The organism is Bartonella sp. AC329YNZD (genome assembly GCF_042196685.1).
GTDB lineage: Bacteria > Pseudomonadota > Alphaproteobacteria > Rhizobiales > Rhizobiaceae > Bartonella.
This window is the reverse complement of the sequence record NZ_JBHIQS010000020.1, coordinates 1-26473: the sequence shown is the minus strand read 5'-3', so window position 1 is coordinate 26473 and position 26473 is coordinate 1. Positions and strand designations below refer to the sequence as shown.

Here is a 26473-nt window from a genome sequence, read left to right as displayed (position 1 = left end):
ATCAAGAAAGTCTGTGAAGGTTTACAAGAAGCAGACCGTGGCAAACTCATTATGGCATGTGGAACGGGGAAGACTTTTACAAGCCTTAAGATAGCAGAAACCATAGCAGGTCAAGGCAAGCGTGTATTGTTTCTGGTGCCCTCTCTCGCTCTTATCTCTCAAACAATTCGTGAATGGACAGAAGATACAGAAGTATCCTTGCGTTCCTTTGCCGTATGTTCGGATACGCAAGTAGGTAAGCGTCGTAAGAATAAAAATGATGATGAAGCTGGTCTCGATGCATCAGACCTTGTTTTACCGGCTACTACCGATGCCAAAGAGCTTGCGCGTAAAGCCAATAAGACCTCTCTTGATGTGATGACTGTGGTCTTTTCAACTTATCATTCCATTCAAGTGATTTCGAATGCACAAAAGGAATATGATTTACCCGAATTTGATCTGATCATTTGTGATGAAGCACACCGTACGACTGGGGTTGTATTGGGAACAGACAAGCATGAATCTGAATTTATCAAGGTTCATGATAACAGCATCATTCAAGGTAAAAAACGTCTGTACATGACGGCAACCCCTAAGATCTTTACCGACAAGCTGAAAAAGAAGGCTGACGCATCTGATGCTGTTCTGGCGTCCATGGATGATGAAGAGCTCTATGGAAAAAATCTTTACACTTATACTTTTTCAAAAGCTCTAAAAGATAAACTTTTAACACCCTATAAAGTTATCGTCTTGGCTGTTGATGAAGCAATTATTAACGCAACGATTCAGAAACGCCTTAAAGATAAAAATTCTGAACTTATTCTTGATGATACAACTAAAATCATTGGCTGCTACAAAGCACTTTCCCAAATAGAAAAGAAGGAAGAAGATGACATAAAACCTATGCGTCGTTCTCTGGCTTTTTGTAAAAATATCAAGACGTCTCAATTAGTTAGCGAACTATTCAATGACGCCATTGATGAATATCATAAATTTGTTCCCGAAAGTAAGACTTCTCTTATCTTTGATGTTAAGCACATTGATGGATCTTTTAATGGCAAAAAACGTAATAAATTACTTGATTGGCTTAAAGAAGATACAGATGAGAATAACTGCCGTGTGTTAACCAATGTCCGATGTCTCTCTGAAGGAGTCGATGTCCCTGCTCTTGATGCGGTTATGTTTTTACACCCGCGTAAAAGTCATGTAGATGTGATACAGGCGGTGGGGCGCGTGATGCGTCGCGCAGAAGGTAAAACAACAGGCTATATTATTTTACCCGTTGGTATTCCCTTTAATATTCCACCACAACAGGCTTTAGAAAACAATACGAAGTATGATGTCATCTGGCAAGTTCTCAATGCTTTGCGTGCTCATGATGACAACTTTAAAAACAAAATAAAAGCCTTAGAGCTAGACCAAAATGTTCGTCATGTGTTTGAGATTGTAGGAGTCACTTTTGACCCTGCTTTACAAGCAATGACCGCTGTTGTTGACGAACTCTCTTTCCACGCAAAATCGGAAAGTGTTGGGCTTCATATTGGTTCAGTAGCAAGTGAAAGCTCTTATAAATATGGAGGACAAAAAGAATTCGAGTTTTATGTTGATGAATTATCGCGTGCTATTAAGCCCATCATTGTCAAAAAATGTGGAGAGCCTAATCAGTGGGGAAATTGGGCTGGCAATGTAGCTGCAATTGCACAAAATCATATTATTCGTCTTAAAAGCATACTCGCTGATAAAAAGAGTGAAGCTTATCGCGCCTTTCATGCCTTTCATAAAGAATTAAAGAACGGTTTAAATGACAGTATCGAACAAGAGGATGCACTCGAGATGTTGGCGCAACACCTTGTGACACGACCTATTTTTGAATCCTTGTTTGATGGAAATGAGTTTGTGAGTAAAAACGCCATCTCGCAAGCGATGGAAAAAATCTTAGCTGAACTTGATAAGATGAATATCAAAGACGAAGCCAAAGATCTTGAAAAGTTTTATCAAAGTATAAAGGATGATACAGAGGAGATTATTGAGACGCGAGCAAAACAGAATCTTATTATCAAACTTTACGAAGATTTTTTTACCAAAGCATTCAAAAAGACAACAGATAAACTTGGGATTGTTTATACACCTATTGAAATAGTTGATTTTATCTTACATTCCGTCAATGATGTTTTAGAGCAAGAGTTTGGACAAAGCTTAAGTTCTCGAGGTGTCTCTATTCTTGATCCTTTCACTGGAACGGGAACCTTTATCACACGGCTTTTACAATCTGGACTCATCAAACCAGAGGATATGGAATATAAATTCCGTCATGATATTCATGCCAATGAGATTGTTTTGCTAGCCTATTACATATCAGCGATTAACATTGAATCGACCTATCATAGTCTTATGAAAGGAGAGTATATACCTTTTGAAGGAATTTGTTTAACTGATACGTTTTTGATGCTTGAAGAAAAAGATTTTTTTACACGCTATATGTTTGAGAATTCAGAGCGGTGTAAAAAACAGCAGGAAGTAGATATCCAAGTTATTGTCGGCAATCCTCCTTATTCAACAGGTCAAAAAAGTGCTAATGACAATGCAAAGAATACCCCTTATCCCATATTAAATAACCGTATTCGTGAAACCTATGCTGCTCAATCTAAATCAATGAATACGCGAAATTTTTATGACAGTTATATTCGTGCTATGCGCTGGGCAAGTGACCGTATTGGTAATGCTGGGGTAATCGGCTTTGTTTCTGGCTCTGGTTACATAGAAAAATCGACAATGAATAGTTTACGAAAATCTTTAGCCAAAGAATTTACGAGTATTTATGTACTTAATTTACGAGGGGATCTTCGTAAAAATATGTTGAGCAATGGAGCTGCTCAAGAAGGTGAAAATGTTTTTGGTAGTGGTAGTATGACGGGCATTGCCGTGACGCTGTTTATAAAAAATCCCAATACTATTGGACCTTGTAAAATTTACTATCATGATATTGGTGATAATCAAACAAGAAAAAAAAAACTTAAAACAATTAAGGACTTTGGTAGTATTGATGGCATTACACGAAGTAAAAAAGATTGGCAAATAATCACACCAGATAAGCATGGTGATTGGATACGTCAACGTGATGACAGTTTTGAAACATTCTTAGCTTTAGGCGATAAGAGACCTCATGAGAAAAAACTCTTTGAGATTTATTCTTGTGGCATTACGACTAGTCGTGATGCTTGGGCATACAATTCAAGTCGTGCAATTTTAGCGAAAAATATGGGTAACATGATTGCCTTCTATAACAGTGAAGCAGAACGTTTTAATAATGCTTATGCGCACACTGACAGTAAATCACGTAAAAAGGCTGTAGATAATTTTGTTAATTCAGATACAAGCAAGATAAGTTGGAGTTTGAATATAAAAAAACAATTAGCAAGAGGTCATATTTTAAAATTTGAAGAAGTCGGTTTTGTTCAAAGTTTATATCGTCCTTTTACACGACAGTGGCTTTATTATAATCGCATTTTTAATGAAGCAATTTATCAAATGCCTCGTATCTTTCCTGTAGAAAAAATGATCAAAAATACAGTGATACAAGTTTCTGCTATAGGGGCAAGAAGTGGATTTTCTGTTATTATGACTAAAGATCTACCTGATTTTCATGCAATAGATACAGGTCAATGCTTTCCAAGATATATTTATGAAGATGCTACGGTTTCAAAAGGTAAAAGTAAGCAACAATCCCATTTGTTTGCAAATTCTACAGAGAAAAACACAACAGCTGGTTTACAGAGACGTAATGCCATTACTGATGAGGGGCTAGCACATTTTAAAGCCGCTTATCCTAATGAAAAAATCACTAAAGATGATCTATTCTATTACGTCTACGGATTGTTACATTCGGAAGATTATCGTGCTCGTTATGCTCATAATTTATGCAAAGAATTACCTCGCATTCCTTGCGTAAAGAGTGCTGAGGATTTTTGGAAGTTTGTAACAGCAGGGCGTGAACTGGGTCATTTGCACGTAAATTATGAAGATGTAGAGCCTTATCCAGTAACTTTTAAAAAGGGTAATCCAAAAGTTACAGAGATCTCTAATCCCGAAAAATTCTATTATGTGACTGAAATGCAATTTGCAAAAGCAGGTAAAGAGAAAGATAAATCAACTGTTATTTACAATAGCAATATCACAATAACAGATATCCCTCTTGAAGCTTATGAGTATATCGTAAATGGTAGACCTGCTCTTGAATGGGTTATGGGGCGTCAATGTGTAAAGACTGATAAAAAGAGTGGTATTATCAATGATGCCAATCGCTATGCTGTTGAAACCATTGGCAACCCTGCCTACCCATTGGAGTTATTTCAAAGGGTTATTACCGTAAGTTTAGAAACAATGAAAATCGTAAAAAACTTACCAAAATTAGAAATAAGAGAAACTGAATAACTTATAAAGCATGCTCACATAATGGGTATGTTGATCTCACAAGGGGTATAGAGCTTATAACCATTAATCTATACCTCTCTCTTGTTAAGTTGATTAGATACAATCTTTAAAAGGATAATTTATCATGCGTTATTCTAAAAAGAAGAAACTTGCACTTTTAGATACTCTTATTTGGATTGTCTTTAAAAGATTATATCGTAATCTAAAATGATAGCTTTATGCTTTTCAAAAGCTTTGTTTAAAGTGAGTTATATATATTCATTTTACTTATAGGTTTTGTAGGTTCTTAAAACCCCCAAAACCCCTACAAAACCTCTTTAAATATATATCATAGATTGTATTTACAGATTGTATTTAATATAGGTTGTTTCTTTAAAACATTAACATATTGAAATATAATGACTTTTATTTTGGATTAAAAAATAAAATAATACGTACAAAAAGCACCCCCCAAAACTCATAACCTAATGATCTTGATAGCATTTCTTATGAGTTACAAGCTATCTTTTGAAAAACTTTAAAGGATCACATGCTTTTTATAAAACACGTTGTAATCATTCTCTAAATCATAAGGTTATCATTCAAAAGAACTGATAAAATTCATAAAAGGGATTTTGATAACGTAATCAGTTTTTAATTTCCTATGCTTTTCATAAGACACGTTTTAATGACTCACTCAAATGATCACTTTTGTCAGTTCAATTTACTGACAGATAACTGACAGGTTTTAATCAATTCATATCATTGGTTATCTTTAAAGATTGTACTCTTGATATGAGTTATGTTTTAAAGATATTAACCTATTGAAATATAATATTTTTATTTTTTCTCATTAAAAAAATAATAGAAGGTCTAAAAGGAACTGACAACACTGATACGGTCTATTAAAAAGGATTTTTCTAATCTCTAGAATTATTAATCTCTCTTTAGATGTTTTCATAACAGTCTATAAATCACAATTATCATATTTATCATGTATCTTATGAAATTGGCGCAAGGGCTATTTTAATTAAAGCATAGCTGATCAGTATCCTAAAAATCTTGATCCTTATTGATGCGAAACTTAATCTTGCCCTTATCTGCCGCCAGATGCATCTGACCACCCCACTGGATAGCCCTGCAGTACCAAGCGTGAAATCACCATCCGTAACAACGGTAAAATCTCACAGCTGTTGAATTCACTCAAAGAGTGATAAAGGCTTTGGACAAAACTCTATTTTCTATAAAATTTTTGAGATTTTAAAGGACTATTTCTTGTCTTTTTTTCCGATAAATTTAGCTATTTTCTCTTTCCAAGAGTGAGGCTGCTCTTCGCAGGAAACCTCTCGTTGATCATCAAGCTTTTCTGCCACCTGTTTAATCAAAGCGTAACTCACTTGCTTCACCTTTGCTACTTCTTTGGCTAAAGCTAATACACGTTCAAGGTGGGTTTTGTTGATGCTCTCGTCAAAGCCTAGGTGATCACCTGCTGCAAAACTTTTCTGATAAGATTGTAAGGTTTCAACATCACCCAATAAAGCAAGAGCGCCAAGATGAAGTAAAGCATAATCCGTATCGTTTGCTTTAGACGTGGCGCCTTTTTCCCAAGGAGCAGTGCCATAATCAGAGCGAAGTCTTTTAGAAAGGTCAATGTCTGTTACCGACCATTCTAAAGCATCATCAAGCGCTTGTTTTAAGCGCTCCTCACTGACCTCTGGTTCAAAGATTTCTAACCCCTTTGCTTCAAAATTAAGCTGTATATCTGGGATATCTTCCGTGTGAGTAGGATCAATGTATTTGCAAGCAGAAGCCAAAATTCCCGTGCTAATCAAAAAGGCGCTATCAAATTGCGGACAATCTTTGGCAATTTCATCGTTGTAAAGAATATCTACTTCACGATCAGCCAATTGATAGCTTGCCATATAGTCATCTTCATTGATTTTCTCAGTTGACCAACCTAAGCTTTTTAAAAGTTCATGAGCACTTGCCATGGTCAATGGAGCATCTTTGTCATCCGTTTCCTCTACTTCCTCTGTCGGCTCACCTGCAACAGTTTTGGAAGCATCAGATGCCGTTTTGCGGATCCAAGCTTAAAATCAATGCCTTTTTGGGAAAACCTGTTCAATAACGCTGTGCAAGAGTAAGAGCGTTCTCAATATCATATTTTGTGATGTTTTCCACAAAACCTAGACGGCTTTTTCTTTGAAAACTCTCCTTATAAAACTTAAGTTTTTTGACATTGCCAGTCAAAATAAGTGCAATAAGGTGAAATTCTGCAAGGCAAAATTCACTGTTTGTTAGCAACGCCGCATAATCATAGATGATTTGGTTGGTGTTTTGGTTATCAGCCCACTCAAGTATATCTGTACAAATCTCCTTTAGCTTGCCTTCATCCAATTCAGTACTAGAAACTGTATAAAATTCTTCTGCCTCTTTGAGAGCTATATATTGGGGCAATCTAGGAAACATCTCTCTATGAGTAGTAGAAAAACTAAGTGTTGAAAGTGAAGCCTTGAATATAAGGATCGGTGTTTTTCCTTTTCTATCAAGACTGTACATTATATTAATGATACGGTCTTTGCTTATAAAATAGGCATTACGATTATAATTTTTGTCGCGATAGACTGTCCAGTTCATCATTTTTAATGTTTCAGAAACTGTATTAAGAAGAGCCAAAGATTGTACACCAATACGTGCATCTGCCGCCTCTCGCTCCTTTAAAACGGTCAGATGTCCTTCAGCAAATTGAACAGCGTGATTAACATATTTTTCCACATCATCGTCATCTAAATATTCAGAAATCGTACCTGCTTTTACGGCATTTTGATAGGATTTCAAGACATCAATTTGACCTGTTAATGCTAAACAAGCCAAATGCCATGAGATATCAGGACATGAGCTATATTTTTGAACAAGCGCTTTGCTTTCTATCGTTGCTTCTAAATCCTGAGCACGCGCCCATTGTATCACCCGCTCAGAAATTTTGATAAGCTCCTGCTCATTTAATGTCTCTACACGAATATCAATCCCTTTATCAACACCACTAAAAACCCCTCCCTCAATCGTATTAAAAGACTGATAAATATTTGTAGCTGATATCTGCCTACATTTTCTACTATCGTGAATATAATAGCAAGCTACAGAAATATCTTCGTTGGAGATCCCTGCTTCAAGATGAACATTGTAATCATCATTTGGAAGACGTATAAAACCAAAATCAAATTGAATAAAACGATCCGGCAAAACTAACCACATTTTCCCAGGCTCTGTGGCAAACCATCCTTGGGTTTTAAGAATGCGCGTTGCTACTGTGAGACTCATCAAACACTGTTTCGGTTTTTTGCGTGCTAAAATGTCATCCAATTCGTTATTTTTATACGCCTCAGCAAAAAAGATAACGCGCTTAACCTGCGTTATCTTTTCATAATCAGAAAACTCTGGTGTATATAATTGAGGTGTAGGTTTGTAATTCCTTAAAGCTTCAGTATCGCCGAGTAGAGCCTTTGCAACGAGAGAATGATTAGCAGCTTTTTCACGTAATTTTTTCTCAATATCTTGTGCTTGCGCCCAAGCTAACACTTTGTCTAAAGCTACCTTAACGTGGTTTTCAAAAAACTCCAGTGCTGTAACTCCAAAATTCTCTTCTGAAGAAATCAGCATATCCTCATATTGGTATCGCGATTTCTTACCGTTAGCGTATTCCCAGCCAAGACAATAAGCAGCAGTAGTAAGACTGACAGAAACCCACAATCTTCCGCTATCCCGTCCATAATCTATGACACCATAGTGAATACGCACTATGCGATCGGGGAGGTGATAATAAGCAAACATATCACCCATTTCATCGCGATGAGGCTCCCAGCCAAGTCTTTTTAAAATCTCTGTTGCATCTTTGGTTTGCATCGTCATTACCCTGCGTGCTCTTTAATTCTTTTACAGAGAAATTCATAAAAATTACTTGCGTAATACTGGGGATCGCTAGGTGTAAACTTAAGATAGAGCGGACACTCTCCATCCTGAAACTGAGAGTAATCAAAGTAAAAGGTTTCACCAAAATCAGTACTACTCACGACAAGCTGTTCTGATGTTGCAAAACCACGTTTTCTATAATAATTTAAGTTTTGACAAACAATATCATTAAAAGGAAAATCTACACAATCTTCATAAAGACTATAGATTTCATCACCACCAATATCTCCCCCTTTATAATTTTTTAAAAAACTTTTATAAGAAGATGTGAATTGCAAACCGAGAGCTTTCTCCGCCTTTTCAATCCATATATCATCGACAGCATTTTTTGCAGTACCAAAATTGATAATCTCATCATCATATTTATTCACTTTATCAATTAATACTGCAACATCATCTAAAGTATAGGTTTTCATAGATGATCCTCAAAACGTGCGTAACGCTCCATATTTCCCTATCAATTTCACCTCTTCCATAGTTTTTTCCAAAAACTCTTGTAAAAAGGGATAGGTTGCGGAGTGGGAGTGTTCTCAATCTTTTCAATTGGTTGGTCTCCATCAGGTATCTCAACTCCCACGCTTTCTTTAATTCTTTTGCAAAGGAATTCATAAAAATTACTTGCGTAATATTCGCAATCTTCAGATGGAAGCATGACATAGAGTGGGCATTCACCATCCCGAAACTGCGTATAATCAAAGTAAAAAGTCTCACCAAAATCTGTTCTACTTACAATAAGCTGTTCTGGTGTCACAAAACCACGTTCTCTATTGAGTAAGTTTCGGTAAACAATATCGCCAGCAGGAATACCTTCCCCACAATCTCCATAAATGCTAAATATTTCATCACCACCAATTTCCCCTCCTACATATTTTTTTAAAAAGCTCTTATAAGAAGATGTGAATTGCAAACCCAAAGCTTTCTCCGCCTTTTCAATCTGTAAATCATCTGTTTCATCCTCTCCATCATCTTCAGTACCCAAATTGATAATCTCTTCATCATATTTATTTACTTTATCAATTAAGACTGCAACATCATCTAAGGTATAGTTTTTCATAGATGATCCTCAAAACTTGCGTAACGCTCCATATTTCCTCTATCAATTGCCCCTCCTCCATAGTTTTTTCCAAAAACTCTTGTAAAAAGGGATAGGTTGCGGAGTGGGAGTGTGCTCAATCTTTTCAATCGGTTGTTCACCTTCAGGTATCTCTTCTCCCACGTGTACTTTAATTCTTTTGCAAAGGAATTCATAAAAATTACTGGCGTAATATTCGCAATTATCCAATGGAAACATAACATAGATTGGACATTCTCCATCTCGAAACTGCGTATAATCAAAGTAAAAGGTTTCACCAAAATCAGTACTACTCACGACAAGCTGTTCTGATGTTGCAAAACCACGTTTTCTATAATAATTTAAGTTTTGACAAACAATATCATTAAAAGGAAAATCTACACAATCTTCATAAAGACTATAGATTTCATCACCACCAATATCTCCCCCTTTATAATTTTTTAAAAAACTTTTATAAGAAGATGTGAATTGCAAACCGAGAGCTTTCTCCGCCTTTTCAATCCATATATCATCGACAGCATTTTCTGCAGTCCCAAAACTGACAATATCACTATCATATTTATCAACTTTATCAACTAATTCTATAACATCATCTAAGGTATAGGTTTTCATAGATGATCCCCCTTAAAAATATTAACGATGCCTGCATTCTTGAAAAGAAAAAATAGTGGTTTAACATTGCAATTCGGAAGTAAAACCACCATACAAAGAAATTTACTTCAAGTTATCTGTAATCCTTTTACAGAGAAATTCATAAAAATTACTTGCGTAATACTGGGGATCGCTAGGTGGAAACTTAAGATAGAGCGGACATTCACCATCCTGAAACTGAGAGTAATCAAAATAAAATGTCTCACCAAAATCAGTTCTACTCACAACAAGCTGCTGTGGTTTTGCTAAACCATTTTCTACATCCGTTATATGATAATAGACAATATCATCACTACGAGCAATTTCAAAATTTGTATTATAAACACTTAATATTTCCTCACCACAGATTTCCGCTCTTCCATAGTTTTTTAAAAAACTTTTGTAGGAGGTTGTGAATTGCAATTTAAGAATCCCCTCTGCCTTTTCAATTAGTACATCATCAACGGCTTCATCTGTAGAGCCAAAATCAACACTATCACTATATTTATCAACTAATTGTGCAACATCATCTAAAGTATAAGTTTTCATAAATCTTCCCCTGCATGGTCCTTAATTCTTTTACAGAGAAATTCATAAAAATTACTTGCATAATAATGTGACGCTCCAGATGGAATTCTAACATAAAGTGGGCATTCACCATCCTGAACCTGAGTATAATCAAAGTAAAATGTTTCACCAAAATCAGTTCTGCTAACGACAAGCTGTTCTAGTGTCACAAAACCATGTTTCCTATTATATAAGTTTTTATACACAATATCACCAGCAGGATGATCCTCAAAACCTGCGTTATAAATGCTAAAAATTTCCTCATAACCAATTTCTCCTCCTCCATAATTTTTTAAAAAACTTTTGTAGGAAGATGTGAATTGTAAACCAAGAGTTTTCTCAGCTTTTTCAATCAATATATCATCAGGAGCATCCTCTGCAGTACCAAAATTGATAATATCATCATCGTATTTATTCACTTTATCAACTAATTCTATGACATCAGCTAAGGTATAGGTTTTCATAGATGATCCTCAAAACTTGCGTTATAAACGCTCCATATTCCCTCTATCAACTTCACCTCTTCCATAGTTTTTTCCAAAAACTCTTGTAAAAAGGGATAGGTTGCGGAGCAGGAGTGTGCTCAATCTTTTCAATCGGTTGATCACCTTCAGGTATCTCAACTCCCGCATGTACTATAATTCTTTTGCAAAGGAATTCATAAAAATTACTTGCGTAATATTCGCAATCTTCAGATGTATACTTGAGATAGAGTGGGCATTCACCATCCCTAAACTGTGTATAATCAAAATAAAAGGTTTCACCAAAATCAGCATCACAAACGACAAGTTGTTCTGGTGTCGTAAAACCACGTTTTCTATCATTTAAGTTTTGGAAAACAACGTCATTAACAGAAACACCTATAGGATGCTCATAAAGACTATAGATTTCTTCACCACTAATGTCCCCGCCTTTATAATGTTTAAAAAAACTCTTGTAAGAGGATGTGAATTGTAAACCAAGAGCTTTCTCAGCCCTTTCAATTACAAGATCATCAACTGCATCATCTTCAGTACGAAAATGGATAATATCATCATCATATTTATTCACTTTATCAACTAATTCTATGACATCAGCTAAGGTATAGGTTTTCATAGATGATCCTCAAAACTTGCGTGATAAACGCTCCATATTTCCCTATCAATTTCACCTCTTCCATAGTTTTTTCCAAAAACTCTTGTAAAAAGGGATAGGTTTCGGAGTGGGAGTGTTCTCAATCTTTTCAATCGGTTGGTCACCATCAGGTATCTCATCTCCTGCGTGTACTATAATTCTTTTGCATAGGAATTCATAAAAATTACTGGCATAATATTCGCAATCCTCAGATGGAAGCATGACATAAAGTGGGCATTCTCCATCCCTAAACTGCGTATAATCAAAATAAAAGGTTTCACCAAAAGCAGCATCACAAACGATAAGCTGTTCTGGTGTTGCGAAACCACGTTTTCTATCATTTAAGTTTTGAAAAACAATATCATCAAAAGGAATATCTTCTCCACACTCCTTATAAAGCCTATAGATTTCATAACCACCAATGTCCCCGCCTTTATAATGTTTTAAAAAAACTTTATAGGAAGATGTGAATTGCAAACCAAGAATTTCCTCAGCTTTTTCAATCACGAGATCATCAACCTCCTTATCTTTGCTAGCAAAATTAACAATATCACCTTCATATTTATCAACTAATACTGTAACATCATCTAAGGTATAGGTTTTCATCAATTATCCTCCATAAATTATTTTATAAGTTTCTTTTTTCTTTTTTCATCAATCGTAGAGTATTACTGCCGGTGCTCCTGTCCCCATCTGTCAAAATTTAGACCTATGATACCCCATTTCATATCAATTATTCCTCCTAAACTACTGTTTTTTTGTTCTCCATGCCCATTGCCGTATTCTTTCCAATATTCCTCTCTCTGCTTCTCAAACTTTTTTCTATCTATGAGCGATTGATGTGTTTTTGGATTAGCATGAATAACAGAAGTATATTTTTTATGAAATTCATGGCTAATTTCCGCTAGGGGTCCATCAGGGGTTTGATTTAGGTGATGCAACTCAACAGGCTTACCATCAAACCCTATAGGTGCTCTTCCTGTTTTTGTCCTTTCAACATTGGTGCCCCATACCGTTTCCCCTTTTTCAGTCCATTTAACCCTTGCATGAGGATCAAACAAATCGTCTCTCCGATAAACTGTGTAGGTCTGTCCAAATTTGCTATCGGTAAATTTAGTGGGTTTCTTTTTTAACCAAAGCTTTTTTTCTTTAGCAGCAAGTTTAGTTAGTTCTTTCTTCGCCGCAAATTTGTCAGGATCTCCTTGAGCTGCAAGTTCTGCAAGATTTTTCTTGGAAGCGAATTGGACAAAATCTTTCCTAGCATTGAACTTGATCACAGCCTTTTCGCCAAGCTTTATGGCTCCCTTGGCTGCTCCAGCGCCTCCAACAAAGTTTTCTAACACTCCGGCTGATAATCTTCCAGTTTCAAAACCAGCATTAAAAGCTCCGTTAACTTCCGCTTTTTCAAGATTCTCTTTTACGTAATCTATATCCCCTATAAAGGAATCCTCAACACCTCCCCAGAATTGACCAGCACCTTCCCAGACATCATCAATCACATGTCCACTCACGACCCAAGACGCTCCTGTTCCAATGTCTTTAACACTCTTTTCAACGCCCCCCCGTGGATTGCTAGCAAATATTATCATTTGTAACATCATGTTCTTCACAGCGCCATCAGCTAACTCGTATAGCTTGATTGGTATATCGGCAATGAGACCAGTCATAATTCCTGTCGAAAAAGTTCTATCTTGTTGTTCATCAATCTCGAACCATTTTTCGTTAACATCTCTTCGACACTGATCATCAGGGCACTCTTCTAACTCTTTCTTCATCTGAGCGCGTTGTGCACTCCCCAAAAAGTTATTTGCAGCGGCATTACCAGCGGCATCAGCACCAGCATCAACATCGCCACCGGCAAGGGCAGCGGCAACGCCCCCCGCAGCCCGTGCGACATCAATGGTGTGATCCCTAAAGTCAGCAAACTGCGCATCAATCTTTGCGTTTATACGCGCTTCCTCTTCCGCAGTTGGGGTGCGACCGTTTAGATCTCCCATTTCCTCTTTCACAATGCCTTGCACCCACAATTGAAACTGGAGCATAGCAGTGGCTTCGCCCACAGCACCCCCCACAGCACCGGCAGAGCAAGCACCGCTCGCAACCGCGCCTTTTAAGCAGCCAAGACCGGCATGGGCAACGATTTGCGTGACCGTGTCTATTTTGCCTTCTGCCTTGGCAGTACCGATTTCTTCCGCCAACGATTTGCCAACCGTATCAGACAGGGCGATGCGCAGATTGTTAAAAAAGTTCTTGTCAAGAGAACCACCCTCAAGAGCCGTTTGCACGCCTGTGCCAATGGCGGCTTTGATCAGGTTCTTTTCCGCTTCACTGGCGATACGATCGACAAAAGGAGCGGTTTTTGGCAAAGATTGTCCAACACCTGCCATTTCCGTTAGTTGGCTGGTTAAGCCCGCCGTTAACATCGACGAGACAATGCTGAGAACATTCTTTGAAGAGCCAAGCTCATGCAAGGCGCCGGCAATATTGCCGCGATTATTGACAAGAGCCACAGCGCTTTTGTTAATCAGTGCTTGGACACCTGCCTGTATCGCTGCATTCATGGCGGTGCTCGAGCCAAGCCCCAAAGCACCGGTAATGGCACTGGCAGCGCCCGAGGCTGCTCCACCCGTAACCGCCGTGACAGCCAATGCCACGAGAGCCGCGCCAGCTTCTGTCAGCCCTTGGGCTTTATAATCCCAGTCTTTAAATTCAGCTTTCACTGCTTGCCAATCAACTTGCTTAGATAATTCTGGATCATCACGCAGTTGCTTAATCCATGCCATGCCTGGGGAGCGAGACAATTGCTCAAGAGATTTGTCTAAATCACCGGTTGCCTCATATTCAACAACAAAGCCATCGCCCGCATCAAGCTTTATGCCACCCTTAGCATCTATGGTGACATGCTCGATGGTCTCCTTAAGGTAACCTTTGTCCCTCTCACTCCACCACACAAGATTTTCATTACGCTGATAAACATCCTTAAAATCTTGATCCTTGTTGGTCAGAAACTTGATTTTTCCCTTATCTGATGCCAAATGCGTCTGACCACCACTTTTTGCCCCTATGGCATCAAGCGTGAGATCCCCATTTTGCGTATGCATGGAGAGGTTGCCCTCTGTTTCTATCGTGGTTTTGTTTGTAGTAACTTCTGTTGACTGTTGACGAAACTTATTCTTTTGCTTCGATTTGTCGCCTTCTTTGCCCCTCAGATCCAAATCAAAACTGTTAAAATCTTGCTCTGAAACCACGTTGAGAGCGCCACCACTGGTGAAATCCCCATTGCCCTTGGCTTTAAACTTTCCCCCAAGGTTAAGATCACCACCTGTGACAATGGTCAAATCTCCATCACTGTTGACTTCTGCCAAACGGTGCTCACTGCTTTGGGCGTTATAATGCCCTTTTTCCAATGTCTCCTTATGGTCACTCTCTAACACTAATGAACCAAACGTAGCAGAGCCATCAACAATGACCGTCATCGGTCCACCACTGCTCCATTGGCCACCAGTCATGCTTAAATCGCCAAGGGAGTGAATGTTTAAATCCTGTATAGAAATGATTTGAGCCTGCTGTCCGATCCGATCAACAAAACCATATTCATTCGTGTCACGGATTTTTGCAGTACCATCAATGATTGTCTTCGCATTGAGGGTGATGATATTCCCCAAGATAACCCCTGACGAATTGGCTAAAAGATCGCCACTGCTGAGATCGACAGCACCGCTGCCAAGCAAAAAACCACCATCATTAAACAAAGTTTGCGTAGTCGAAACATGCAATGCACCATTACTTGATATGGTGCCGCTATTGGCAAAACGGTCCGTCTCTATAGTAACGCCATTGCCTTTCAAACGTGCACTGGCAAGGTTTCCTTGCTGCGTTTTTGCCCCATAAACATCTTGTGCTAAAGAAGTGTTTGGTGCCAAATAAACGTGGGGTACCAAGACCTCTTGTCCATCGACAAGGTGGGTCTCAAGCCAGATCATATCCTTTTTGATCCCAGAAATCTGCTGAGGTGTTAATGGCTTGCCTAGCTCTAACTCCAAGGGATCTTGCTGCTCCACAGCATTGTCATAAAGCCTTTGCATTTGAGCATTGGGATCTTCAACATCAAGAAGAGTGCGATTGCCTGTCAGCTCAAAGATTTGCTCACCCACCAGACGATATTCAAAATAAGCATCCCCCAACTTTTTAAACACGTGCTCAGGCTTATAATTACCAATCTTTTTTAAGTAATAGTCCGATCCTAAAAATTTACTTGGGTTGATAAAATCTGGACGCGTCTCAACTAAAAACGGCACATCCGGTGATTGGGTCTGAGCCAATTCTGTCTTAACAGAGTTAAGCCCGTCTTGCGTTGGCACCTGTATGGATTCTGGTGCGGGTGTTTGGATACTTGGTGCAAAAAGCCCTTTGTGCCCTTTCAAACCATTGATAATCCCATCTAATCGATCATCACTAATCAGTGGTTTGGAACCGTCAAAATCGGTGTTTTTAACACCAGCCAAACCTTTCTCGCCAGAGCTTAAGCCAACTTGCTCAACCCCTTCACGCACCGCATGATTGTCAATAGTGCCTGTCAACTTGGCATCAAGCGTGCCACCAGCTTCAATCGTGCCATAAACAGCATCATAAGTGCGGACGGTTGTTTTGGTATCAGTAGTACTGCCATAATATGTTATGCCTGTAATACTACACCCTCCTAATACTGTGTGGCAATGTTTCTTCCTGCGATGCGTTTCAGTTACAATCTTGGTTGTTTCAATTAAATCACGCCCCTCATTGAGCAGCGTATCACCCTGCATCTCAATGTTGCCATTGGCAGCAATCAAGCTATAGCTATTGCGGATATCACCGGCATTAATTGTCAGATGATGTCCTACTAAAATCTGTGCAGCATTATTGGTAAAATGAGGTTGTTGACGGCTAATTGTAGTGTCAACATCTTCCTTTATCTGATGGTGTCTAACATTAGTGCCTTCCCAACTTCCCGCAACAAACCTGTGAGAAACCACTTTATCGCTAACTTCAACCCCACCTTCACGCATGTTGGTAAGCGCTGAGACATCGAAGGTCATATCGCCTGACACGGCTTCTAAAAGACCCGAGCTGTTGATCACATGACCAGCCCGCTCTCCACTTAAGCCACGGATGATGAGATTGTCTTCAGCAATGACATCGGCAAACTTATTGATAAAATCCCCATCTAAGGAGAAAATGGCAGATTTCTTGGCATAAATCAGCCCACTATTACTCAGATCAGCGCTCACATTGAGCGCAACCCCATCACCACTTGAACCAATACTGCCGGCATTGTCCAAAACATCTGCGGTTAAGACAAAAGCGCCACCACTTTTGAGAACACCGTCTTCACCATTTAAAACCAGAGCAACTTGCCCCAATGACGGATCATGACTTTTTGCCACAAGCGTAAAACTGTCACTGGCTAAAAGCTGACCGGAATTGGCTAAAGACCCAAGCTTCGCATCAACAACACCGCCCACCATAATACCGGAATTGCTTAAAACATCATGGCTGTTGAGAGTAAGTACCCCGCCTTGCGCTTCCACAAGCCCAGCTTGGGTGAGTGTGCCTGCCTTCAGCGTTACATCATAGGCGCCCACCTCACTTGTCTCGCCCATTGTCAATATGCCATCACTGGAAAGCTCAACCCGCTTTTTAGAAACAATGCGCCCTGTTTGATTTAGAGTGTTTTGCGCATGCAAAGCAATAGTATCATTGCTTTCTATTGTGCCACTATTGCTTAAATCACCGTGGCTGGTCAGTTGAAGGTCACCACGCTCAATCTCTATGTGCCCTGCTTGGATCACACTATCAGCAACAATATTGACTGCCCCTTGCGTAGAAATGAGACCATCAACATTCTCAAAACTGCCCACATCAATGCGCAAACCATCCCGCGCTAAAACATGCGCACCTTCATCATGTGTAGCGTTTTGTTGCTCTGAATTTGTCGCTTCAGCGCTTTTATTGACAAAAGACGTTGCAACAATCTTCATCTCACCGGCTAAAGCACTGAGAAGACCAGCCTCATTATTTATATGACCAGCACGTATCTCTTTCAGCCCACCAATACTGAGAGCCTCTTCTGCAATCATTCTGCCCTGTGTGTTGGTTAAATCACCATCACTGAATACGTCCATAGATTTTTTGGCGTAAATCAGCCCACTATTGCTGACATTCCCTGCCACATTGAGGGCAACATTCTCACCACTAGAGCCAAGCGCACCGGCATTGTCTAATTGCCCTGCGGTCACAACAAAAACACCACCACTTTGAAGGACACCTTCGGATGTATTCTTCAGAAAGGCTTGTTGCGGATCGGCGCCTTCTTGTGTGCTTACCATCAAATGCAAATCATCGGTTGCAATAAACGTCCCTTGATTGGTAAATGCACCAATATGAGCATCGACACTCTCACCGCGCATTGTGCCGTTATTTGCGACCCCATCACGCACTTGAAGGGTTAATGCTCCCTCTTGGGCTTCCACTGTCCCTGCTTGGGTTAAAGCATCAGCACTTAAAACCACATCATAACTTAAAATCGTGCTCTCTTGAGAAGTTGTGAGCATGCCACCCGCTGTCAAGGCAACCTGCTGCATACTGACAATATCACCCGTGTGATTGAGGGCACCATGGGCATCCAGCGTTATCTTCCCATTGGACAATACAGTACCTTCTTGGATCAGGGCACCGTGATGCGCATAAAGGTCAACTTTTTGCTCTGCCACTAAGCGCGCACGTGATGTAAGCTCTGCTGCTTCCACCAAAAGAGAGCCGCCGGCGCTATAATGTCCAGCGCCTACAGTGAGCCCATCATCGGCGCTCAAGACAATATTCCCCTTAGCACCAATATGGTTGTTTAAAGCGGTGATTTGATTGGTTTTAATGGTCAGATCGCCAAGGGAAGAAACCCCTGTTTGATCATTGTCTTGCATGCGGCTTAGATCAATTGTTGCTGCTTGGATCTCTAAAAGATCACCGGCGGCTATCCTCCCATTCCCCGCCTCAAGCTTTGCTGCCTGTAAGTGCAAAAAACCCGTCGCTGACTGTTGACCATCACTCCCAATACCGCTTGCTAGAAGAGCATGAGACTGGAGCTTGATCAGATCAGCGCCCACATCGACAGTACCGCTCGCTGCAACGCGCGCATTTTTTTCCAGTTCAACATGTTTCAAAGCCTTCAGTTCAACTGCTTCTTCTGAAAAAAGCAGATCTTTCACATGTACACTGTCGTGGTGAGAATGAGCCTTCACCGCTCCTTTGGCGCGTGCTTTGGCAATTACCAGCTTGCCATCACTTGTCAATCTCATGGCGCCTGCATTGGCAACCATGTCTCCGCGCATCTTAACGCCGGCGCCTTTATCATTGGCAATCACGCGGATCTGCCCCGCATACATTCCACCAAACTCACTGGAATCAATCGCCAATTCCGGCTCTTTGCCATCAGAACCAAGAGAAGTTGCTTCGCGTTTGTCATAATCAAAATGATTGCGCCCCGCGATAACAGCCAAATCTCCTTTGACCTGTATGGGACCCCCGATACTGATCTTGCGCGAAACAAGATCAAAAATATCTAATGCACTCCCATCAGCCCCACGAGAGCCTATGGTGATATCACCACCCTCAACACGCAACCCACTCAAAGCGCCATCGGCTCCAATAATCGGTTGTCCGGTCGATAAAGTCACCCGTGGTGTATTAATAAAGCCACAACCGTTACAGGTAATCCCATTGGGGTTGGCGATAATAACATCCGCCATATGCCCATGCACTTCGCTCACGCCTTCAAGACGCGAGCGATTGGCACTCACTACTTCATTGAGGATAACCTTTGCTGCACCGCTATAACGCAAATTGCCGTTGCCTGGCACCAATCCCCCAAGCTGTGAACGCGAAACCTCCTCAGTCGAATTGTTCAAAATCACGCCATGGGTATCAACATTGAAACTGTCATATTTGTTATGAGAAAGACCCTGTCCATTGGGGCGCACAATATCAATCAGCGGCACATCATTGCCGGCTTTCCCCACCGTGGGGCGGAAAACAGAGCCAACCCCATCAGCTGCTTTTATCCCTTGACTCTCTTGTGCAACGGGACTTCGCGCTCCAAGCGCTTGTGCTTGCAACAACAAAGGCTGAAAAGCTAAGCAAAAACTTAAAACAAGTGAAAGCCCCTTATGGATCCCTCGCTGCAAAACACAAAGAACGCGCTGCCATAGCTTGTATCCATATCCCAATCTATGCTTTTGATCTTTCAATCCCCGCATCTTCAGCTCCTCATAAAATTCTTTATCTCTTTTAAAAAACAACCCATATGGGTATAAACAGCGCAGCGATATTTTTACCGCCCATTTGCTCTAAAATCTCAATAATGCCCGCACTTGAAATAACCCTGTCGCATTTCCCTTTTCTCGCACTGTCGATTGGGTTAAAATATTTGAATAAGACACATCAATATCCGTAATATCTCCGGTTGCATGGAAACCAAGAGTTGCCCCAACGAGGCTCCCGCCAAAACTGTTTTTGTTTACATCATTGGCCACGGCCCCCAGATCAAGCGCCATATAAGGGGCAAATTGGCTCATAAATTTACGCCCCATTCTCGAAGAAAAACCTGGCAACAACAGCGACAATTCATTGCGCCAAAACGCCCCATTATTGCCGTAATAAATCGCCTCACGCACCCCGCGCACAGAGGAACTACCACCAAGCGATATTTGCTCTGAACTAAACAACGTGTCGGGTGATAATTGTCCTGAAAACAGCGTGTTATAGCGAAAGTTATATTGTTTGAGCGAAAAAGGACGCACGTAGCCTAGGGAAAAAGACAATTTGGAAAATTGCCCTTTGGGTGAATTTTTTGTTGTATTCTCTTGCTCCTTATCGTCATAAGCGCCAAGAATTGCCAACCCTTTATGAAACCCTATATGCGCGCTTAATTCTCCTCCAAGCCACTTGCGCGAATGATCAAGCTCAAAGGTTGCAATAGCTAGTTTACGGCTGGAAACATCAACCCGACTGCCCATAATAAAATTATCAGAATATTTCCATGTCAACCGTCCTGTAACCCAGGTCTTTCCCTCTTGATCACGGTCGATAACCCGTGAAATCCACGGTGTCAGCGATAAAGACTTACCCGCTGTCATAATATCGGAAAATATTCCCTTAACACTCGAATGATATTGGCTCCACGTCCCATCAAAACCCGTTGTCCAATAGCCATAGGGTAGAGAAAATGATCCCGTTAGAGTATCACTATTGGGACGCTTGTGAGAAAAATGATACGGACCACCATCCATAGAACGCTGATAGCTAAACGACCATTGATCATTAATCCCTAACAGATCATCAAAAGAAAGGCTCAAGCGCGTTTGATAAAGCCCTGTTGCTTTAGCGCCAAGATTATCGCTGGAAAGCGTAATAAGCCAAGGTTTCTGTTTTTCAATATGAACATCGAGTATCGAACCACCCGAATTGCCACCAGCACCAAGATTAATGGTGGCTTGGCGTGAGAAAAGCCGATTGATTTGATCAAGCCCTTGCTCTATCTGGCGCAGATTGGTCGGCTTCCCAATAAGGTTTGGAAAAGCCGTGGTGATTTCTCCTTGAAGTCTCCTCTCAACTTTATGCCCATCAAGGGTAATATCTTCCATCACACCTTCAACAACAACAATCTTGAGATGACCGCCGCTTAAATCTTGCTCAGGCAAATAAGCCCGCACCGCAATATAGCCGCGCTTCATATAAAGCTTGGTCACCGCTTTGAGCACTTTGTTGATTTCGGCAATCCCCAAACACCGCCCTTCCCAAAGAGAAATGGCTTCATGAAGGTCGGTATGAGAAATCAACTGAGCACCAACAAATTCAATGCTTTTGATCAGCAAACAGGTTGTACTAGGCGAAACACCATAGGCAGATGTGGTATCATCGTCTGGCAAAAATACCCCATGTGTTTCGTTTCTACGGTGTAATTGCTGAAAACGTTGTTGTTGCGTTTGTTGTCGTTGGATGCTCTCTGATTGATTAATCGCTTTCTCACGAATGTTTTGGGCAAAACTCGGCAACGAAAAAAGGCACAAAATAGCCGCAAAAACAAAAATGAAAAAAAATCTATGCATTCATTGTGCCCTCAAAATAAGCAACAAAATGAACCATATCGTCAGCGTCACAGAAAAAATCGCCAATCGCGTAACAATTTTTTAATTTTTTGATGAAAATAATACTTATAATTTCTGAGAAAAAAGCATAGACTGTACTGTATACACCTGCTTTATTAGTTGTGCAAACCATATCATTTCCCCCGCTTTTGAAGATTTTACAATGACACTGTTAAATGACAATCATACACTCTAATATGCTTCTTAATTTTAAGGTGTTGCATGTAATATAATCTTGAGCTTCAAGTAAAGACTCTTATTCATAGAATATACCAAATTTATTGGAACTGTTACATATTAGAAACAACAAGATACTATCCATTATTATCGCTTGATAAGAAAAATAGTATGACAATAGTTTATTACTAAAATAAAAAAAAGAAAATGCGTAATGCCATAACTTATGAAGAATTAGCATATTTTAAAACTGCTTATCCTAATGAAACTATCACGAAAGATGATTTATTCTATTATGTTTACGGTCTACTTCATTCGGAAGGTTATCGCTCTCGTTATGCTGATAACCTCTCTAAAGAATTGCCTCGTATTCCTTGTGTAAAAACTGCTGAAGATTTTTGGAAGTTTGTAACAGCAGGGCGTGAACTGGGTCATTTGCACGTGAATTATAAAGATGTAAAACCTTATCCAATGACCTTTAAAAAGGCTAATCCAAAATTTACAGAGATCTCTAATCCAGAAAAGTTTTATTATGTAACTGAAATGAAATTCGCTGGGAATAGTAAGGAAAAGGATAAATCGACGGTTATTTATAACAGCAATATCATCATCACAGATATCCCTCTTGAAGCTTATAAGTATATCGTCAATGGTAAACCCGCTCTTGAATGGGTTATGGGGCGTCAATGCGTTAAGACTGATAAAAAGAGTGGCATTGTGAATGATGCTAATCGCTATGCTGTTGAAACCGTTGGCAACCCTGCCTACCCTCTAGAGTTATTTCAGAGGGTTATTACCGTAAGTTTAGAAACCATGAAAATCGTTAAGAACTTACCAAATTTGGTATTAAGAGAAACTGAATAACTTAAAAGCATGCTCACATAATGGGTATGATAAACTCATAAGGGGTACAAGGTCTTATAGCTATAGGTTCCTATACCCCTTTATACTCTATACCCCCTTTATACATTGCTTACATACAATCTTTAAAAGGATAATTTATCATGCGTTATTCTAAAAAGAAGAAACTTGCACTTTTAGATACTCTTATTTGGATTGCTTTAAAACTTTTAAGAAATCCACTCTTAAAGTGAATTAGATTTTTTTACATTGCCTTTAAGAGGTTATACCGTAATCTAAAATGAGTGCTTTATCCTTTTCAAAAGCTTTGTTTAAAGAGAGTTATATATATATTCATTTTGCTTATAGGTTTTGAAGGTGTAAAAACCGTCAAAACCCCCTCAAAACGTATATTATTAGTTGAATTTATAGGTTGTGTTATCAATATGGGTTGTTTTTTAAGATTTGTAAAATATTAACACATTGAAATATAACGTTTTTAATTTTTATCGTTTTTTTACATAATAGCAGCAACCCTCAAAACTCAAAACCCCGTCAAAACTCATAACTATAATGATCTTGATAGCATCTCTTATGAGTTACAAGCTATCTTTTGAAAAGCTTTAAAGGATCATATGATTTTCATAAAGCACGTTGTAATGACTCACTCAAATGATCACTTTTGTCAGTTCAATTTACTGACACATAACTGACAGGTTTTAATCAATTCATATCATTGGTTATCTTTAAAGATTGTATTCTTGATATGAGTTGTGTTTTAAAGAAATTAACCTATTGAAATATAATGTTTTTAGTTTTTACGCATTTAAAAAAAATAATAGAGGGTCTAAAAAGAACTGACAAAACTGACAACACTGACACGGTCTATTAAAAGGGATTTTGCTAATCTCTATAATTATCAGTTTCTATTGAGATGTTTTCATAACAGGCAATAAATCACAATTATCCTATTTATCATTTCTCTTATGAAAATAAAAAATGATGCCATGGCTATAAAATATATAACAGCTATAGAGAATGCATAAAAACAGCAAGGTTTTATAATCATAATGCAAATGAAAGCATTGGTTATAAGAGCGCGGTGCCTATTAAGATAGTGCAAATGATAAATGCGTTATAAACAAAATTCACAAAAAAAATTTAAATTCATTTAGTAAAAAAATTGATAGGTTATAAAGTTAAAAATATGCATTATGATAGCGTTTCTAAATATTATAAATGTATAGATTCAAAAAAGAACGCAATCGTTTCAGAAATCCCATAATATAGCTTTAAAAGCATATAAATATAAAAGAAGCAATTAATAGGCATAAGATATTATCAATACACAATGCATTTAAAAAATACAAAAAAATATCAAAAAAGATAAAATATTATTTGACAATAAATACGTATTTTGTTATATAAATAATCAAGTGATTGAAAAACACTTAATCGTTAGCGGATTGGTTACGAAACAACCCTTCCCATTCTTTAAAATACTGACTTTCTTTTATGCTACCATTAGCATATAACGATTATGTCGGGTGTGGTTATGCTATACAATACTCTTTGATGAGGAAAGCATAACAGCGGACTAACGACCGTGTTTTTCAGCACCCGGCGCCCTTATGGGCTGTTAATGAAAAATTTTAATTTCGTTAGGAAAAAACTATGAAAACTATAGTAAAAAACACTCCCGTTAATAAGAAAAAAATATCCAAAAAGTATGAGTTTACTGGCGAAATGGATTTTGTGACTGGTCTCATATTATACCGTATACGTGCTTTAAGAGATTTTGGAGATGTCAAAGCGGGCGATCTTGGGGGGTATATTGAAAACGAAAGTAACTTATCTCACAAAGGCAATTGCTGGGTTTATGACAAAGCGCGCGTCTTTCAAAATGCAAGGGTTTCAGGCAATGCTAAAGTAAAAAGCTTTTTTGTTGACGTTTGTGGTAATGCTAAAATTTATGGTAATGCTATTTTTGAAGGCATGTTATTAAAGGACAATGCAAAGCTTTATGGCAATGCTCATGTTAGCAATGCCGTTGTAATTGAAGGTAATGCTAAAATTTATGATAACGCCCGCGTCACTGATCATGCTCATATTTGTGATGATGCCGTTATTTGTGATGATGCTCATGTCGGGGGCAATGCTAAAATAAGCGGCGCTGCTCATATTTGTGATGGCTCGCGTGTTTTTGATGATGCCGTGGTTTGTGGGGCTCTTATCTCTGGCGATTCTTATGTTCACAGCGCCGCCTCTTTAACAGCAGATGATCATATTTGGGATGAGGCATATCCAGAATTTGGGAGTGAAGATGATTATTACCGTCATGAGTATTATGCTGATTGTGAATGGTACTATGACGATGATAGCGAATATGAAAATGATGCTGCGTAAATAACGCGCGGGCGCGGCGGGGGCGCCCCTCTTTAAAACATCTCATTTTAAAATTTAAATCTTTTTATAAAGGAATTGTGCTATGCAAAAAAAGTTTGCACTCACAAATGAAACGCGTGTATTTAATAATAAAACTCTTTATCGCATTAAAGCTTTAAGAGACTTTGATGATGTCAAAACTGGGGCTTTAGGCGGCTTTATTGAAAATGAAAATAACTTATCGCATGATGGTAATTGCTGGGTTTATGATAATGCTCTTGTTTTAAATCCTGCCCATATTTATGAAAATGCCAAGGTTTTTAATAAGGCTATTATAATGGGCTTTGTTTATGGCAATGCTCATGTATGTGACCATGCCCGCGTTTATGCAAATGCCCATGTTTATGACAATGCGCATCTTTCTTATAATGCTTGGGTTTATCATCAGGCGCGGGTTTATGGCAATGCAAAATTATCAGGAAGTGCACGCATTCATGGCAATGCCGAGGTTTATGATCATGCTTCTGTTAGTGGTGCTGCAAAGATTTATGGCAAGGTTTATGGTCGTGCTAGTGTGGGGTGCCATGCCAAGATTAAAGGCTCTGTTTATGGTAATGCGAAAATCTCTGGTTATTTCGTGATTAGAGGTAATGTATATGGCAATGCAAGATTAAAAAGAGATAGTGATTTATATTGGGTTCCCATAAATTGTGAGGTTTATGAAAGCGATAACGTTGTAAAGGTTATTGCAAATAACGCTGCGTAAATAATGGCGCGGGCGCGGCGGGGGCGCCTTCTTTCCAATCAAATTTTCCTAACCGTTTAACACATATCTATTATGTGAGGGTATCTCTATGTCTCAAAAATACGAATTAACCAGTGAAATCAAAAAAATCAAACATGCTCTTACTCGAAATATTATAAACCTTTATCGCATTCGGGCTTTAAAAGATTTTGATGATGTTAAGACGGGGGATTTAGGGGGCTTTATTGAAAAGGAAGCTAATCTATCCCATGATGGCAATTGCTGGGTTTATGATAATGCTTGTGTGTATGGCTATGCCCGTGTTTATGACAATGCAAAAATACGGCATTTTTCTCAAGTTTGTGGTCAAGTCTATGGGAATTGTGAAATCTATGGCAAGGCTTTCAT

General features: G+C 39.0%; 12 protein-coding genes and 3 pseudogenes. 5 read left to right on the top strand and 10 right to left on the bottom strand.

Features of this window, described 5'->3' with window-relative positions; genetic code table 11:
- Positions 1-4410, top strand: a 4410-nt coding sequence (locus ACFIMW_RS07965) for a type ISP restriction/modification enzyme (protein WP_375608705.1), incomplete at its 5' end; no start/stop codon positions are given.
- A gap of 1247 nt (positions 4411-5657) precedes the next feature.
- Here the strand turns inward: ACFIMW_RS07965 and ACFIMW_RS07960 are convergent.
- The 10 genes and pseudogenes from ACFIMW_RS07960 to ACFIMW_RS07915 all read right to left on the bottom strand — a co-directional run bounded on the left by ACFIMW_RS07960 (position 5658) and on the right by ACFIMW_RS07915 (position 21879).
- A pseudogene (locus tag ACFIMW_RS07960) lies at positions 5658-8292 on the bottom strand (DUF6990 domain-containing protein).
- 5 nt (positions 8293-8297) lie between these two features.
- On the bottom strand, positions 8298-8774 hold the full coding sequence (locus tag ACFIMW_RS07955; protein WP_375608706.1) for an SMI1/KNR4 family protein: 477 nt from the start codon (positions 8772-8774) through the stop codon (positions 8298-8300).
- Positions 8775-8821: 47 nt separating this feature from the next.
- The gene (locus ACFIMW_RS07950) at positions 8822-9412 is read right to left on the bottom strand and encodes an SMI1/KNR4 family protein (protein ID WP_375608707.1); all 591 of its coding nucleotides are present in this window, start codon (positions 9410-9412) and stop codon (positions 8822-8824) included.
- Between the two features lie 42 nt (positions 9413-9454).
- Positions 9455-10042: an SMI1/KNR4 family protein gene (locus ACFIMW_RS07945; protein WP_375608708.1), complete on the bottom strand. Its 588-nt coding sequence runs from the start codon at positions 10040-10042 to the stop codon at positions 9455-9457.
- Positions 10043-10144: 102 nt separating this feature from the next.
- Positions 10145-10609: an SMI1/KNR4 family protein gene (locus ACFIMW_RS07940; RefSeq protein WP_375607373.1), complete on the bottom strand. Its 465-nt coding sequence runs from the start codon at positions 10607-10609 to the stop codon at positions 10145-10147.
- Positions 10606-11091, bottom strand: a complete 486-nt coding sequence (locus ACFIMW_RS07935; protein ID WP_375608709.1) for an SMI1/KNR4 family protein — start codon at positions 11089-11091, stop codon at positions 10606-10608. The genes ACFIMW_RS07940 and ACFIMW_RS07935 overlap by 4 nt, the downstream gene beginning before the upstream one ends.
- Before the next feature lie 52 nt (positions 11092-11143).
- Positions 11144-11722, bottom strand: a complete 579-nt coding sequence (locus tag ACFIMW_RS07930) for an SMI1/KNR4 family protein (protein ID WP_375608710.1) — start codon at positions 11720-11722, stop codon at positions 11144-11146.
- Positions 11723-11773: 51 nt separating this feature from the next.
- Positions 11774-12346, bottom strand: a complete 573-nt coding sequence (locus ACFIMW_RS07925; protein WP_375608711.1) for an SMI1/KNR4 family protein — start codon at positions 12344-12346, stop codon at positions 11774-11776.
- Positions 12347-12408: 62 nt separating this feature from the next.
- A complete protein-coding gene (locus tag ACFIMW_RS07920; RefSeq protein ID WP_375608712.1) occupies positions 12409-20028 on the bottom strand; it encodes a DUF637 domain-containing protein in 7620 nt (2539 codons plus the stop codon).
- Positions 20029-20118: 90 nt separating this feature from the next.
- Complete coding sequence (locus tag ACFIMW_RS07915; RefSeq protein ID WP_375608713.1) at positions 20119-21879, bottom strand: ShlB/FhaC/HecB family hemolysin secretion/activation protein; 1761 nt, start codon at positions 21877-21879, stop codon at positions 20119-20121.
- Between the two features lie 426 nt (positions 21880-22305).
- On the opposite strand from ACFIMW_RS07915, the pseudogene ACFIMW_RS07910 reads away from it, so the two are divergent.
- The 4 genes and pseudogenes from ACFIMW_RS07910 to ACFIMW_RS07895 all read left to right on the top strand — a co-directional run.
- Positions 22306-22959 (top strand): annotated as a pseudogene (locus tag ACFIMW_RS07910) (type ISP restriction/modification enzyme); the annotation flags it as partial.
- A 1650-nt stretch (positions 22960-24609) separates the two neighbouring features.
- Positions 24610-25341 (top strand): hypothetical protein, encoded by a 732-nt coding sequence (locus ACFIMW_RS07905; protein WP_375608714.1) that lies wholly within the window; start codon positions 24610-24612, stop codon positions 25339-25341.
- A gap of 82 nt (positions 25342-25423) precedes the next feature.
- A complete protein-coding gene (locus ACFIMW_RS07900) occupies positions 25424-26086 on the top strand; it encodes a hypothetical protein (RefSeq protein ID WP_375608715.1) in 663 nt (220 codons plus the stop codon).
- Between the two features lie 88 nt (positions 26087-26174).
- Positions 26175-26473, top strand: a pseudogene (locus tag ACFIMW_RS07895) (hypothetical protein); the annotation flags it as partial.

Bases quoted from the DNA above. Each gene is read 5' to 3' on its own strand.
- ACFIMW_RS07920 (WP_375608712.1), bottom strand. From the start codon at position 20,028: ATGCGGGGATTGAAAGATCAAAAGCATAGATTGGGATATGGATACAAG.
- ACFIMW_RS07945 (WP_375608708.1), bottom strand. From the start codon at position 10,042: ATGAAAACCTATACCTTAGATGATGTTATAGAATTAGTTGATAAAGTT.
- ACFIMW_RS07930 (WP_375608710.1), bottom strand. From the start codon at position 11,722: ATGAAAACCTATACCTTAGCTGATGTCATAGAATTAGTTGATAAAGTG.
- ACFIMW_RS07900 (WP_375608715.1), top strand. From the start codon at position 25,424: ATGCAAAAAAAGTTTGCACTCACAAATGAAACGCGTGTATTTAATAAT.
- ACFIMW_RS07935 (WP_375608709.1), bottom strand. From the start codon at position 11,091: ATGAAAACCTATACCTTAGCTGATGTCATAGAATTAGTTGATAAAGTG.
- ACFIMW_RS07955 (WP_375608706.1), bottom strand. From the start codon at position 8,774: ATGAAAACCTATACTTTAGATGATGTTGCAGTATTAATTGATAAAGTG.
- ACFIMW_RS07925 (WP_375608711.1), bottom strand. From the start codon at position 12,346: ATGAAAACCTATACCTTAGATGATGTTACAGTATTAGTTGATAAATAT.
- ACFIMW_RS07915 (WP_375608713.1), bottom strand. From the start codon at position 21,879: ATGCATAGATTTTTTTTCATTTTTGTTTTTGCGGCTATTTTGTGCCTT.
- ACFIMW_RS07950 (WP_375608707.1), bottom strand. From the start codon at position 9,412: ATGAAAAACTATACCTTAGATGATGTTGCAGTCTTAATTGATAAAGTA.
- ACFIMW_RS07940 (WP_375607373.1), bottom strand. From the start codon at position 10,609: ATGAAAACTTATACTTTAGATGATGTTGCACAATTAGTTGATAAATAT.
- ACFIMW_RS07905 (WP_375608714.1), top strand. From the start codon at position 24,610: ATGAAAACTATAGTAAAAAACACTCCCGTTAATAAGAAAAAAATATCC.